The 14,548-nt window shown below is 67.3% G+C and carries 9 protein-coding genes; 8 read left to right on the forward strand and 1 reads right to left on the reverse strand.

The features are described from left to right. Positions 1-2: 2 nt before the first annotated feature. The 7 genes from AB4118_RS04195 to AB4118_RS04225 all read left to right on the forward strand — a co-directional run bounded on the left by AB4118_RS04195 (position 3) and on the right by AB4118_RS04225 (position 10,382). Positions 3-1,064 carry an ABC transporter substrate-binding protein gene (locus AB4118_RS04195; RefSeq protein WP_441488544.1) on the forward strand — a complete coding sequence of 354 codons (1,062 nt, stop codon included), beginning with the start codon at positions 3-5 and terminating at the stop codon, positions 1,062-1,064. Between the two features lie 5 nt (positions 1,065-1,069). Then, a complete protein-coding gene (locus tag AB4118_RS04200; RefSeq protein WP_441488545.1) occupies positions 1,070-2,326 on the forward strand; it encodes an ABC transporter permease in 1,257 nt (418 codons plus the stop codon). A 1-nt stretch (position 2,327) separates the two neighbouring features. Next, on the forward strand, positions 2,328-3,161 hold the full coding sequence (locus AB4118_RS04205; protein WP_441488546.1) for an ABC transporter permease: 834 nt from the start codon (positions 2,328-2,330) through the stop codon (positions 3,159-3,161). Further along, positions 3,161-4,630 carry an amidohydrolase family protein gene (locus tag AB4118_RS04210; RefSeq protein WP_441488547.1) on the forward strand — a complete coding sequence of 490 codons (1,470 nt, stop codon included), beginning with the start codon at positions 3,161-3,163 and terminating at the stop codon, positions 4,628-4,630. Before AB4118_RS04205 ends, AB4118_RS04210 begins: the two co-directional genes overlap by 1 nt. A gap of 3 nt (positions 4,631-4,633) precedes the next feature. After that, positions 4,634-5,749: an ABC transporter ATP-binding protein gene (locus AB4118_RS04215; protein ID WP_441488548.1), complete on the forward strand. Its 1,116-nt coding sequence runs from the start codon at positions 4,634-4,636 to the stop codon at positions 5,747-5,749. Between the two features lie 5 nt (positions 5,750-5,754). Beyond that, a complete protein-coding gene (locus AB4118_RS04220) occupies positions 5,755-7,320 on the forward strand; it encodes an amidohydrolase family protein (RefSeq protein ID WP_441488549.1) in 1,566 nt (521 codons plus the stop codon). Positions 7,321-8,030: 710 nt separating this feature from the next. Further along, positions 8,031-10,382 carry a xanthine dehydrogenase family protein molybdopterin-binding subunit gene (locus tag AB4118_RS04225; protein ID WP_441488550.1) on the forward strand — a complete coding sequence of 784 codons (2,352 nt, stop codon included), beginning with the start codon at positions 8,031-8,033 and terminating at the stop codon, positions 10,380-10,382. Between the two features lie 4 nt (positions 10,383-10,386). Here AB4118_RS04225 and AB4118_RS04230 read toward each other — a convergent pair whose 3' ends face one another. Next, positions 10,387-11,457 carry a helix-turn-helix domain-containing protein gene (locus tag AB4118_RS04230; protein WP_441488551.1) on the reverse strand — a complete coding sequence of 357 codons (1,071 nt, stop codon included), beginning with the start codon at positions 11,455-11,457 and terminating at the stop codon, positions 10,387-10,389. Positions 11,458-11,884: 427 nt separating this feature from the next. On the opposite strand from AB4118_RS04230, the gene AB4118_RS04235 reads away from it, so the two are divergent. After that, a complete protein-coding gene (locus AB4118_RS04235) occupies positions 11,885-14,539 on the forward strand; it encodes an autotransporter family protein (RefSeq protein WP_441488552.1) in 2,655 nt (884 codons plus the stop codon). Positions 14,540-14,548 lie beyond the last annotated feature (9 nt).

A 14,548-nucleotide genomic window follows, 5' to 3' on the forward strand; every position in this document is an offset into this window, starting at 1 on the left:
ACATGAAGACCTCGAAGGCCATTCTCGCCATCGGGCTGGCGTTTGCCGGACTTGCCGTCCAGCCCGCCACGGCCCAGTCGCTTACGGTCGCGAACCAGGGCGGCCAGCCCGGCGAGCTTCAGCGCAAGACCGTGTTCGAGCCCTTCACCGCCGAGACGGGCATCAAGATCAATATCGACACGTTCAACCAGGAACTTGCCCGCATCAGGACGCAGGTCGAAACCGGCAACCTTGTCTGGGATGCCATCAGCCTGAACCCGATCAACGAAGCGGCCGGCTGCGAAGAGGGGCTGCTGGAGAAGATCGACTGGTCGAACTATGTCGATGCGAAGGCCTTCGAAGCAGTCGGCGGCTTCGGTGCCTGCGGTGCCCCCTATCTCGCCTCCCCCGGCACGCTGGTCTACGATTCCGACAAGCTCAGCGGCGATGCGGCGCCCCGTAGCTGGGCCGATTTCTGGAACGTCGCGAAATTTCCCGGCAAGCGCGCGCTGATGTACCAGCCCGACCAGACCGTCGAGATCGCGCTGATGGCTGACGGCGTCGCGCCCTCAGACGTGGTCAAGGTGTTGACCGGACCGGGGGGCCTCGACCGGGCCTTCCGCAAGCTGGCCGAGATCAAGCCGCATGTGAAATGGTGGAAGAGCGGCGACGAGTCGATGCAGCTCCTGCTCACCGGCGAGGTCAGCATGGGCTATGGCTGGCTCGGCCGCGTCAACGCCGCCAATGCCTCGAACAACCGCAAGCTGCGCATCGTCTGGGATGCCGGCTACACCAACGCGCTGATCTATTTCGGCGTCCTGAAGGGCTCGCCTCGCAAGGATGCGGCGGCCAGGCTGATCGCCTATCAGCTGTCGCCGCCCGCCCAGGCCCGCTACATGGAGCAACTCGGCAACCCGCCGGCCAATTCCGACGCGAATGCACTGCTCAGCGAGGCCAGGCGCGCCGCCCTGCCCGATCCCAAGGCGCGCAACGGCATGATGCAGGCGGGCCCGACCTATATCAATTTCTGGCTGGACAATGGCGACGCCATCCGCCAGCGCTTCGCAACCTTCGTGGCCCAGTGATGAGCATGGCCGCGACCTCTCACGAGATGGCAGCAGCGCCGACGCCACGGACGGCCAGTCTCGCCGCCCAGGTCGGCGCAGCGGAGCGCCGCCATCTCTGGCGGATGCTGGCGCTGCTCGCGCCGAGCGTGCTGTTCACCGCCTTCTTCTTCGTCGTGCCGCTGGCGCTGTTCATGTTCCGCAGCGTCGACAATCCCGAGGTGCCCGGCTACCTGCCGCAGACCGCGGCAGTGATGCAGGCCTGGTCGGGCCAGGGCGAGCCGGACGAAGCGGCCTTCGCCGCGCTTGCCGCGGACCTGCGGGCAATCCGCGACACCCCGGCGCTCGGGCTGATCGGCCGCCGGCTGAATTACGCGCTGCCCGGCTTCCGGGGTCTACTGACCCGCACGGCGCGGCGCCTGCCGGCCGCAGATGACGGCGCGACGAAGGCTGCCTTCCTCGCCATCGACGAGAAGTGGCGGGATCCGGCGATCTGGGGCGTGCTGCACCAGCAATCGGGCCGCCTGACGAGCTTCTACCTGCTGACCGCGCTCGACCTCGAAAAGGCGCCGGACGGCGAGATCCGCCGCGTCGCGCCGGAGCAGCGCATCTTCATAGATCTCTACGGCCGCACGCTGACGGTCAGCCTCGGCGTCACGGCGCTGTGCCTGCTGATCGGCTATCCCGTCGCCGCCGTGATGAGCAGGGCCGGCCCGCGCGCCGCAAGCTGGATGCTGATGCTGGTGCTCGTGCCGTTCTGGACCTCGCTGCTGGTGCGCAGCACCGCCTGGGTCATCCTGCTGCAGAACGAGGGGCTGGTGAACAAGAGCCTGATCGCGCTCGGCCTGATCGACCAGCCGCTGGCGCTGATCTTCAACCGGGCCGGCGTCTTCATCGCCATGGTCCATGTGCTGCTGCCCTATGCGATCCTGCCGATCTACAGCGTGATGAAGGGCATTTCCGGCAATCACCTGCGTGCAGCCGCTTCGCTGGGCGCGCCGCCGCTGCGGGTCTTCCGAACGGTCTACCTGCCCCTGACGCTGCCCGGCCTGGCAGCGGGCGGAACGCTCGTCTTCGTGCTCTCCGTCGGCTTCTACGTCACCCCGGCGCTCGTCGGTGGGCCTGGCGACCAGATGATCGGCTATTTCATCGCCTATTTCACCAATTCGGCGGTCAACTGGGGCCTGGCCTCGGCGCTGGGCGCCCTCCTCCTGCTCGTCGTCGCGGCGATCTATCTCGCGCTCGGCAAGCTCGTCGGCTTCGACCGGCTCAGGGTGCGCTGACATGGCCGCTGCAACTCACATCCCCGCCACCGAGCGGGCCGTCCTGATCGGGTCCCGGATCTTCGCGACCCTGGTCTTCATCTTCCTGATCGCGCCGATCTTCGTCGTCGTGCCGCTGTCGCTGACCGCGGGACAATTGCTCGTCTTCCCGCTGCCGGGGCTTTCCCTGCAATGGTATCGCGAGTTCTTCACCAACCCGCTCTGGACCGGCGCGCTCGCCAACAGCGTCTTCGTCGCCCTCGTCACCACGGTCGCGGCGACGACGTTGGGAACCACGGCGGCGCTCGGCCTGCACGGCGCCCGCTTCCGGTTCAAGCCGATCCTGGTCGCCCTGCTGGTGACGCCGATCGCAGTTCCGGTGGTGATCATCGCGGTCTCGGCCTTCTATTTCTTCGCGTCGATCAATCTCGTCGGCACCTATCTCGGGCTCATCCTGGCCCATATCGCGCTGGCGCTGCCCTTTGTCGTGATCACCGTGTCGGCGACGCTGCAGAGCTTCGACCCCAATCTGCCGCGGGCCGCGGCCAGCCTGGGCGCCTCGCCGCTGCGGACCTTGCGTACGGTGACGCTGCCGATCATCGCGCCGGGCGTCGCCTCGGGCGCCGTCTTCGCCTTCGTCACCTCCTTCGATGAACTCGTCATCGCGCTGTTCCTCACCAGCCCGCAGCAGCGGACCCTGCCGCGCCAGATCTTCAGCGGCGTCAGCGAGAACATCTCGCCGACGATCACGGCAGCGGCCGTGGTGCTCCTGGTCGTCTCGGTGCTGCTGATGCTGGTCATGGAGTGGCTGCGCGCCCGCTCGCAACGCTTGCGAAACCCCTTGGAGACCGCCTGATGCCCGCCGCTACCGTAGACCTGCTGATCGAAGGTGGAACCGTCATCGCCTTCGACGGACAGGAGCACCGCTATCTCGAGGGCGGCAGTATCGCCATCTCCGGAGACGAGATCGTCGCCGTCGGACCGGGCTTTGCCGGAGAGGCGAAGCGGCGCATCGATGCGCGCGGGAGGATCGTCATTCCCGGCCAGATCAGCACGCATGCCCATATCGGCGCGCATGAAGGCCCGCGACAGCTGATCGACAGCGGCCGGCGCGACTTCATCCGCTCGAGCTTCCTGCATTTCCTGCCGGCGAGCCGCTCCGGCCGCCCCGGCTTCCTCGCTCCGCAGGATGCACGCGCCTCGTTGCGCTATGGCTTCGCCACGCTGCTTCGGCATGGCGTCACCACCGTCCTCGCCTTTGCCCCAGCCGGGCCGCGCGACGGCGAGCTGATGCTGGAGGTGGCGCAGGAATTCGGCATCAGGCTCGTCTGGGCACCGATCGTCGCCGGCGGGCGCTACTGGCTCGAGGATGACGGACGGGTCGTGCGCGAACTCGACGACGCCGGCGGCCTGAAATCGCTGGAGGCCAGTGCCCGTTTCATCGAGACGCATCGCGGCGCCCTGGACGGCCGGCTGTCCGGCGTGATCGCGCTCGACGAATATTATGTCTCGACTCCGGCGCTGCGGCGCGAGGCCAAGCAGGTGGCCCGCACGCTCGGTGTGCCCTTCACCCTGCATTTCGTCGAGCAGCACCGCGAGTTCTTCGAGACGATGGGTGCGACGGGCAAGACCCCGGTCCAGTGCCTGGCCGAGGAAGGCCTGCTCGACGAAGCAACCATCCTGGCGCATTGCGTCTATATCGCCTCGCACCGCGCGGTCGGCTATCCGCTCGAGGACGACATCGCGATCCTCGGCGCGGCCAAGGTCAATGTCGCGCATTCCCCGGTCGCCTTTTCCCGGCGCGGGCTCGCTCTCGAGAGTTTCTCCCGCTATCGCCGGGCCGGCATCAATGTCGCGCTCGGCACCGATACCTATCCGCTCGACATGTTCTCGGAGATGCGGATGGCGGCGCTGATGAACAAATTCGCCGACAACAATCATGAGGAGGCTCCGGCGGAGAGCGTCTTTTCCGCGAGCAACCTTGCCGGCGCGCAGGCGCTGGGACGCCCCGATCTCGGGCGGATCGCGCCCGGCGCCAAGGCCGATCTCGTCGTCATCGACCCGCGCTCGCTCACCTTCGGCCCCAATCCAGACCCGGTCAGGGCGATCGTGCATCTGGCAACGCCGGAGATGATCGACAGCGTGATCGTTGCCGGCCGTCTGCTCGTCGACGGCAAGCGGCTGCTGGTCGCCGACGAAGACGAAATCATCGACGCCGCCGCCCGTTCGAGCCGGGCCGTCTGGGACGGTCACGCCGCACATGACATCCTCGGCCGCAGCGCGGCCGAGCGCTTCCCGCCCTCCCTGCGCGCCTGGACGGAGTAGGCCATGACCCTCACCGCAACCACACATCGCGACGCGCCTGTCCCCAGCGCGCCGCTCGTCAGCTTCTCGCATGTCCAGAAGAGCTATGACGGCCAGGTCCTCGTCGTGAAGGATCTGTCCCTCGACATTGCCCGGGGCGAATTCCTCACGCTGCTCGGCCCCTCAGGCTCGGGCAAGACGACGAGCCTGATGATGCTGGCCGGCTTCGAGACGCCGACCAATGGCAGCATCACCTTGCAGGGCCGCGACATCACCGCGCTGCCGCCCTACAAGCGCGGAATCGGCATGGTCTTCCAGAACTATGCGCTGTTTCCGCACATGACGGTGGCCGACAATGTCGCCTACCCCCTGCGGGCGCGAAAGCTATCCGAACCGGAAATCGCGCGGCGGGTGGCGACTGCGCTCGACATGGTCAAGCTCGGGGCGTTCGGCAAGCGCATGCCGGCGCAGCTTTCAGGCGGCCAGCAGCAGCGCGTCGCGCTGGCCCGCGCGCTCGTCTTCGAGCCCGAGCTGATCCTGCTCGACGAACCGCTGGGCGCGCTCGACAAGCAGTTGCGCGAGCGCATGCAGTACGAACTGAAGCAGATCCACGAACGGCTCGGCGTCACCATGGTCTATGTGACCCATGATCAGGAAGAGGCCCTGACCATGTCGGACCGGATCGCCGTGTTCGACCAGGGCAGGATCCAGCAGCTCGCGACGCCGGAGGAACTCTACGAGAGCCCGGCCAATGCCTTCGTCGCGGGCTTCGTCGGCGAGAACAACAGTCTCGACGGCGTCGTCATCGGCCGCAGCGATGCAAGGGTCACCGTGCGCCTCGCCGACGGGGTCGAGGTGGTGGCGCAGTCCATCGATGCGCTCGCGATCGGGGACGAGGCGGTGCTGTGCCTGCGCCCGGAACGGATCGCCCTGACGCCGGGAGAGACCGAGAACAAATATGTGCTCGAGGTCGAACGGCTGGTCTATCTCGGCGAGGCGACCCGCGTCGTCTTCCAGCTCGGCGGGCAGGAGCTGATCGCGAAGGCCGATCCGATGCGCTTGCCCCAGGAGCTCGCGCGCGGCGCCCGGATCGAAATCGGCTGGCGCGCGGACGAGTGCCGCGCCTTTCGCAAGGGCTGAACCGCTTGAACGAGAACCGTGCGAGCACGCAGAGCACGATCGTACGGGGCCGCCATGTCCTGTGCGGCGTCGACGGCGATGACCGCGCCCGGATCATCACCGACGGCGCCCTGCTCATCGAAGCTGGCCGCATCGCCGAGATCGGGCCGGCCTCTGAGCTGATCGCCCGCCATCCCGGCGCCGCATGCATCGGACGGCCGACCGATCTCGTCATGCCCGGGCTGGTCAACGCCCATCACCATACCGGACTGACGCCGCTCCAGCACGGCACGCCCTTCCTGCCGCTGGAGCTCTGGCTGCCGCGCTTCCTCGGCTGGCGCGGGCTCGACCCCTATCTCGACACGCTCTATTCGGCGATCGAGATGATCGAGTCGGGGGTGACCTCCGTCCAGCACCTGCATGGCGGCCCCGTCGGCCCACGCGAGCGCTGGCTCGATGCGCCGGACGCGATCATGCGTGCCTATGCCGAGATCGGGATGCGCGCGTCCTTCTCCTTCATGTGGCGCGACCGGAACAGGATCGTCTACGGGGCCGACGAGACTTTTCTGGCAAGCCTGCCGCGGCCGCTCCGCGAACAGCTGGTGGCGATCCTGGCAACAGCCCAGACCTCGGTCGAGACATTGACGGAGCATTTCGAAGCCCTGGCGGAACGCTGGGGCCGACCCGCCGATGGCATGAGCCGGGTCCAGCTGGCACCGTCAAACCTGCAATGGTGCACGCGCGAAAGCCTGATCGCGCAGGGCGACCTCGCCCAGCGCCATGATGTGGGGCTGCATATGCATCTGCTGGAGACGCCCTATCAGCGCCGGTTCGCGGAGATGGACACCGGCGGCTCCGCGGTGCGTCACCTCGCCGATCTCGGCCTGCTGGGCCCGCGCATGACGATCGGCCACGGCATCTGGTGCAGCGACGCCGACATCGCGCTGCTTGCGGAGAGCGGCACCTGCGTCTGCCACAACGCGAGTTCGGGTCTGCGGCTGCGCAGCGGCATCGCGCCGGTCAAGGAGTTCGACCGGGCCGGCATCCCGGTCGCGCTCGGCATCGACCAGGCCGGCATCAATGACGACCGCGACATGCTGCAGGAGATGCGCCTCGCCTGGAACCTGCAGCGCACGCCGGGGCACGCTTACGAACCGCTCTCCGAGGCGCGCATCTTCCGGATGGCCAGCGAGCACGGCGCGGCGACGACGGGCTTTGCCGGCCTGATCGGCCGTCTCGAACCCGGGCGCGCGGCCGACATTGTGGTGATCGACTGGGAACAGCTGGCGCGGCCCTATCTCGATCCCGACACCGAGATCGTCTCGGCGCTGGTGCAGCGCGCCAAGACCGGAATGATCCGCGATGTGCTGATCGACGGGCGCCATGTGCTGCGCGACGGGCGCATCGCCACGATCGACAAGGAAAAGCTGCTCGGCGAGATCGAAACGGCTATGCAGCGCCCCCCGAGCGAGGCCGAGACGGCACGGCGCGCCTTCGTCAAGGCGCTCGACCCGCATCTGCGCGCCTTCTATGCGGACTGGCCGCGGCCATCCGCGGCGGAGGCCTATCGCAGCTTCAACGCGCGGCGCTAGGTTCTGCTGGCGAGATCGGCTGGGTGCGGTCACTCACATGGCTGAGGCAATTTTCGTCGGGCAGAGAGGCCAGATTGCAAGAGGCAGCGACCTGCCGTCGAACAGCCGACGTGCTGCACCATCGGGGACCGGCTCGGCCCTTCGGTTACATCGTCACCAAGTCGACGAGAAAACTAAACCCCAACGCCAGCGCCATAACTCCGCAGCTTAGACCGAGGTCGCGCCTTCTTTCTGAAGTCCACCGCGCCGCTCCAAAGAGAGGAATGTTCCAGAACACCGCCGCAGAAACCCCGGCGAGAGCAAAGACGTTTCCCAGTCTCACGACCACGCGGCCAGAATTCCAAAGATCAGGGCAAGGAAAACCAGAACAGAGGGAATGATTGCGAGCGGTCGGGGGATGCGATCGCCTGGCATCGAGAACTCCTGGCGCCGGCAGCCGTCAGCCCTTCGAACCGGCAAGGCATGCATAGCACGGACTGTCCAGAGGTCAGCAACTGGCGCAAACGACCATTGCGGACCAAACCTTTGAGCGGCAGGAATGGCTGGGACATTTCCGCGGCGCCCTGGTTCCCTGTGGACTGAACCGGGAGCAGCCTGCGCTGCCTGCGGATAGCGCCTATGCGACATCTGCAGGACAGGCGCCGCCATTTTGGGTCAGTCTAGCGACGTTGCCTGCCGGTCGGCTCGCACGTTACTCACGGTGCCTCCTGATGAACAAGCACACGCCCTCAGCGGAGCTTTCGACGATGCCATTCGAGGTCGGCCAGCCCGTCCCGCGCAACGAGGACCCCGTGCTCGTGCGCGGCGAGGGCCGCTATACCGATGATGTCTCGCTGGAGGGGCAGCTCTACGCGGCCTTCGTCCGCAGCCCGCACGCGCATGGCGTCCTGCGCGGCATCGATATCTCGCAGGCCGAAGCCATGAAGGGCGTCGTCGCGATCTATCGGGGGGAGGATCTCGCGGGCCAAGGCTACGGCTTGCTGAAATGCGTTGTCGAGCATCCCAATCGGGACGGCAGCCCGATCAGGAAGCCCGCCCGCAACGCCCTGGCGACCGACAAGGTCCGCTTTGTCGGCGATCCCATCGCGATGGTCGTGGCTCGCACGGCCGTCCAGGCGCGCGATGCGGCCGAGGCCGTGCTGCTCGATATCGAGATCCTGCCCGCGGTCACGGCCAGCGAGGATGCCCTCAAGCCGGACGCGCCGCAACTCTATGACGACGTCCCCGGCAATGTGGTCCTCGACTATCATTTCGGCGATGCCGGCAAGGTCGCGGCCGCTTTTGCCAGCGCCGCCCATGTCACGAAGCTGCGCATCGTCAACAGCCGCATCGTGGTGAACCCGATCGAGCCGCGTGCGGCGGTCGGAACCTATGACCGCAAGACCGGCCGCTACACGCTGCATGCGCCGAGCCAGGGCGCGTTCGGGATGCGCAACAACCTGGCCGCAGCAATGGGCGTGCCGGCGGAACGGATGCGGCTGCTCACCGGCCATGTCGGCGGCTCCTTCGGGATGAAATCCTCGGTCTTCCCCGAGTATGTCGTGCTGCTGCACGCGGCCCGCCTGCTGAAGAAGCCGGTGAAATGGACCGATCAGCGCTCCGAGAGTTTCGTCTCGGACTATCATGGCCGCGACATGGTCTTCGAGGCCGAGCTGGCGCTCGACGCGCGCGGCCGGTTCCTGGCGACGCGCTTCAGCGGCATCGGCAATATGGGCGGCTATCTCTCGCCTGTCGGGCCGATGATGGCGACGACGAATATCGGCAAGAACAGCATCGGCATGTACCGCACGCCGCTCGTCGAGGTGCAGACCAAATGCGTCGTCACCAACACGGCACCGATCGGCGCCTATCGCGGCGCCGGGCGCCCCGAAGGCAATTACTTCATGGAGCGGCTGATCGATGCGGCCGCCGTGGAAATGGGGATCGACAAGACCGTCCTGCGGCGGCGCAACCTCGTCGCTCCGCAGCAACTGCCCTGGGCGACGCCGGTCGGGACGCTGTATGACAGCGGCGATTTCCCGGCCCTGTTCGCAGAAGCGCTCAAGGCGGCCGACTGGAAGGGCTACGGGGCGCGGCAGCGTCAGAGCCGGAAGGCCGGCAAGCTCCGCGGCCGCGGCATCGGCTGCTATCTCGAGGTCACCGCGCCGCCGAGCAATGAAATGGCCGGCCTCCATTTCGAAGCCGATGGCAGCGTGACCATCGTCACCGGCACGCTCGATTACGGACAGGGCCACTGGACGCCCTTCGCCCAGGTGCTGACGAGCAAGCTCGGCGTGCCCTTCGACAAGATCCGACTCGTCCAGGGCGACAGCGACCGGCTGATCGCCGGCGGCGGCACCGGCGGCTCCAAATCGATCATGGCGAGCGGCTCGGCCATCATGGAAGCGGGCGATCGCGTCATCGAGAAGGGCAAGCTCCTGGCCGCCCATTTTCTGGAAGCCGGCGTCCCCGATCTCGAATTTGGCCGTGGCCGGTTCACGATCGCCGGGACCGACCGCTCGATCGGTATCATGGAGCTCGCGGAACGGGTGCGCATGACCCCCGACCTGCCCAAGGAACTGCCCCAGAGCCTGGATGTCGACCATGTCTTCAAGTCGGCGCCATCGGCCTATCCCAATGGCTGTCATGTCGCCGAGGTCGAGATCGATCCTGAGACCGGAGAGGTCGCGGTGGTCAGCTATGTCATGGTCAATGATTTCGGCACGATCGTGAACCCGTTGATCGTCGCGGGGCAGCTGCATGGCGGCGTCGCGCAGGGCATCGGCCAGGCCCTCTACGAGATGACCGCCTATGACGAGGCCGGCCAGCTCATGACGGGGTCCTATATGGACTATGCGATGCCGCGCGCAGCGGACCTGCCCTTCTTCTCATTCGCCAGCCAGGGCAGCCCGACCGCGACCAATCCCGTCGGCGCGAAGGGCTGCGGCGAAGCCGGCTGCGCGGGCTCGCTGCCCTCGGTGATGAACGCGCTCGTCGATGCGCTCTCGCCCTATGGCGTGCGGCATGTCGACATGCCGGCGACGCCACAGGCGATCTGGCGGATGATTCACGGGGGGAAGTGAGAGATCATTTCGGCAGGGAGCCCGCCCCGAGCTGCTGCGCATATCTATCGAAATGCACCTGCACATGCTGGAGGCGCTGGTCGGCGAAGGGGCGTGCGGCTGCCGCGTCACGGGCTTCACCCGGGGCCATTCCGAAGCGCGCGCGGAAGGCACGGTGAAACTGGGCGCTGTTGGAGAAGCCCTGTTCATGCGCGATCTGCGTGATCGAGCGTGATGGCCCGGCGGGGCTGGCCAGCTCGCGAAACGACGCGTCGAGCCGCTTCTCGCGGATGATCGTGGCGACACCGCCATCGCCGGCAAACATCCGGTAGAGATGCGCGCGCGAAACCCGGAAGCGGGAGGTCAGCACGGCCGGGTTGAGGCCAGGATCCGAGAGATTGGCCTCGATGAACGCCAGGATGCGCTGACGCAGGATGTTTCCGAGCGCCGGGTCCTCAAGAGCTATCCCCGGCGCGTGACGTGCGAGGCCCGAGGCGATGAGGAAGATCGCCGATTCCTCGATCGCCCGCAGGTCGTCGTCGCTCATCGCGGGCGAGACATGGGACAGGCTGACGATGAAATCGCTCAGAAGGCGCGTGACCGGAGCCCCGGCCCTGAGCACCAGGCCATGCAGGTTGCGGCCGCCCGCCACCCGGTCGACCCGCTCCCGCGGCAGGACCAGCGACAGCGTGGAGCCGGCCCGGACTCTGCTCCTGAAGGTCCGGGCGAGATCGAAGACGCAGATATCGCCGGGGCCGACCGATATCGCCTCCCCCTCGCAATCGGCCTCAAGCGTGCCGGCGACGAAGAGCTGGACGAAATACTGATCCAGTCCGCCCTGCAGGATGCTGCGCCGGTCCCGGCTGTATTGCTGCTGGTTGAAGCTGGTCGGGCCGATCAGCAGCGCGCCAAGCGCCCGCGAGCGGATCGAGCCCTCGAGCCCGGCCGCGCTATCGTCGGGATGCGCAGTCGTCTCGAAGAACGGGCGGGAGATCTCGCGCCAGAGATCGCTGCGCAGGTCAGGCTCGACCATGTCGGTCGACAGGACGAGCTCTTCCGCCGCCACCGGAGCAGTCGCCCCCCGGGCCTGCCGCATCGCTCGCTCTCCCCCGCCAAGATCGGAACTTGCCCCGCACGTTCGGAACCTGCGCCATCACTCCTAGGGTGATTTGCCTGGTGGAACCAATGCCGCCGACGCAGGGGCATAGGCCGTCCCAGGACGAGACGACGTCCGGACGATTGAGACGCAGCGTCATCACAAATGAGACGCAGCGCTACAGGCGGGCGCTCGCGAATATGCGATCCTGGCAGCGCGGCGGCACTGCTGGGGGGCATGTTGCGCGGCCTTTTCGGCTGCGCGCGCCGCCTTCGGCACCTTTCGGCATGGCCTCTCATATCGCAGCGCGCTCCGGGGGATGAGGCCTCCGGTTCTGGAGTGGCCTATGCCTATCGATTCGACCCGTCTTTCGACGAGACGCCCGTCTTCATCCAGGTCTCGTACGCTCAGCACAGGCGTCTCGGCGTTGTCGCTCGCGATCGCCTGCCTGGCGTCGGCGCAGGTGCAGGCCCAGAGCTACACCTATGCCGATGGAGAAATGCGCGGCATTGGCGTCACGGCTCCCTCGACACTGACCGTGGGCGCGGGGGCCAGCGCAACGCAATCGGGAGTTATCACGGGCCCCGGCACTGTGACCAAGGCGGGTGACGGCACGCTGATCCTGACGGCTGCGAGCAGCTTCGCGAAGATGACGATCTCCGAGGGCGCACTGCAGATCCGCAATAGCGGCAGCGTGATAACCAGCGGCAATCTCACCTTGAGCGGCGCCAATGCCAGCCTGACGATCAGCGGAGCGGGGTCGAGCCTCACGACGTCCGCCAATGGCGGCCTCATCGGCTCGGCGGCCGGCGTCACGATGACGCTCGAGAACGGCGGTACGTTCCGCGAGACGGTTGGAGCCGTCGGCGTAGCGCAGCTTGCCGGCACCAAGGCGACGCTCAACGTCATCGGGGCCGGCTCGGTGTTCAACGGGGGGTCGGCCATCAATTCGCAACATGGCGACGCCACCTACAACGTCATCGGCGGCGGCACGATCGTCCATGCCGGGCAGCTTGCCATGGGGGCCGCCATTTCCGGCGCCGGTTCGGGAAGCGCGACGATCCTGATCTCCGGCGCCGGATCGCGCTGGCAAAGCTCCCACGGCTATTTCGGCAATGTATCGCTCAGGATCCTCGATGGCGGCGTGATGCAGAACGGCAACCTGTCGATCGGCCATCTCGCCGGCAAGACCGCCAATATCCTGATCTCCGGCGCCGGTTCAGAGCATCGCGTCAACAGCCTGACCTTCGGCACCAACGGAACCGGCGCCATCACCGTTGCCGACGGCGGCACCTTTGGCTTTGTCGCAGTCGCGCCTTCACGCGTTCTGACCATCAACAAGGGTGGGACGATCAATATCGGCGGTGCGGTCGGCGGACCGGCTGCGGCCGCCGGCACGCTCGATGTCGCCTCCATCGTCTTCGCAGGCGGCACGAGCGCGCTGAATTTCAACCACAACAACAGCAATTACGTCTTCGAGCTGCCATTCACCGGCAATGGCACCATCAACCAGACCGGCTCCGGCACCACGCGCCTGAACGGGGACTACTCGACCTTCACCGGCGTGACCACGGTGCAGGCCGGCACACTGTCTGTGAACGGCGCCCTTGGCGGCACGCTCGCGGTGCGGGGCGGCCGGTTGCAAGGCATCGGCACGGTCGGCTCCACGACCAACGCGGCCGGTGGGACCATCGCGCCCGGCAATTCGATCGGCACGCTGACGATCAACGGCAATTATCTCGGCAATGGCGGCAGGCTCGAGATCGAGACGGTGCTCGGCGGCGATGCCTCGCCTTCCGACCGGCTGATCATCACCGGCAGCAGCGCCGGGTCGACGCTGGTCAACGTGCTAAACCAGGGCGGGACTGGCGCACCTACCGTCGAGGGCATCAAGATCGTCGATGTCGGCGGCGCCTCGAATGGCAGCTTCACCCTCGCCAATGGCGACTATGCCTTCCAGGGGCAGCCCGCCCTGATTGCAGGCGCCTATGCCTATACGCTGCAGCAGAACGGCGTCAGCACGCCCAACGACGGCGATTGGTATCTGCGCTCGGCCTATGTCCCGCCGGCAGCCGCGGCGGCTCCAGTCGGCAGCCCGGCGCGCACCGTGCCGATCCTGCAGCCCGGCGTGCCGGTCTACGAGGCCTATGGCCAGGTGCTGCAAAGCCTGAACGGCCTGCCGACGCTGCGCCAGCGCGTCGGCGACCGCATGCACAGCGACGGTACAGCCCCGGCAGGCACGCCCGAGAGCCGGGCGATCTGGGCCCGGATCGAGGGCGCCCATAGCCGGATCACGCCCAGGCTCTCGATCAGCGGCACCTCCTACGAGATCGATAGCTGGCGCCTCCAGGCCGGGCTCGAAGGGCAGCTTCTGGCCAATGGCGCCGGCACGCTGGTCGGCGGCCTGACCGCGCATCACGGCGGGGCCACGGCCGATATCGCCTCGGTCTTCGGCCGCGGCAAGATCGCGACCAGCGGCACCGGCTTTGGCGGCACGCTGACCTGGTATGGCGAGAGCGGGCTCTATGCCGATGCCCAGGCCCAGGCGAGCTGGTTCGACAGCGATCTCAGCTCGACGACGCTCGGGCGCCGGCTCGCCGACGGCACGGGCGGGTTGGGCTATGCCTTCGGCCTGGAGCTCGGCCAGCGGATCGCGCTGAACGGCGCCTGGTCGCTGACCCCGCAGGCGCAGCTGATCTATTCCAGGGTCACCGCCGACAGCTTTACCGATCCGTTCGGCGCCCGCGTCTCGCTCGGGGACGGCGACAGCCTGAAGGGCCGCCTCGGGCTCGCCGCGGACTACCGCAGCAGCTGGCGCGACAGCGCCGGACAGCTCGTCAGCACCACGCTCTACGGCATCGCCAACCTCTCCTACGAGTTCCTCGACGGCACCACCGCCAGTGTCGCCGGCACACGCTTCACCAGCGCCGAGGAGCGGCTCTGGGGCGGGGTCGGCCTAGGCGCGAAATATGATTGGGGCCGCTACTCGCTCTATGGCGAGGCCTCCGTCAGGACGAGCCTCGCCCAGTTCGCCGACAGCCACGAGCTCAGCGGACGCGCTGGCTTCCGCATGAGCTGGTGAGCCCTCCCC

This window comes from Allobosea sp. 2RAB26 (genome assembly GCF_052115465.1).
Lineage (GTDB): Bacteria > Pseudomonadota > Alphaproteobacteria > Rhizobiales > Beijerinckiaceae > Allobosea.

Coding starts and splice junctions, on each gene's coding strand:
- AB4118_RS04195 (WP_441488544.1), top strand. CDS start 3: ATGAAGACCTCGAAGGCCATTCTCGCCATCGGGCTGGCGTTTGCCGGA.
- AB4118_RS04200 (WP_441488545.1), top strand. CDS start 1,070: ATGGCCGCGACCTCTCACGAGATGGCAGCAGCGCCGACGCCACGGACG.
- AB4118_RS04205 (WP_441488546.1), top strand. CDS start 2,328: ATGGCCGCTGCAACTCACATCCCCGCCACCGAGCGGGCCGTCCTGATC.
- AB4118_RS04210 (WP_441488547.1), top strand. CDS start 3,161: ATGCCCGCCGCTACCGTAGACCTGCTGATCGAAGGTGGAACCGTCATC.
- AB4118_RS04215 (WP_441488548.1), top strand. CDS start 4,634: ATGACCCTCACCGCAACCACACATCGCGACGCGCCTGTCCCCAGCGCG.
- AB4118_RS04225 (WP_441488550.1), top strand. CDS start 8,031: ATGAACAAGCACACGCCCTCAGCGGAGCTTTCGACGATGCCATTCGAG.
- AB4118_RS04230 (WP_441488551.1), bottom strand. CDS start 11,457: ATGCGGCAGGCCCGGGGGGCGACTGCTCCGGTGGCGGCGGAAGAGCTC.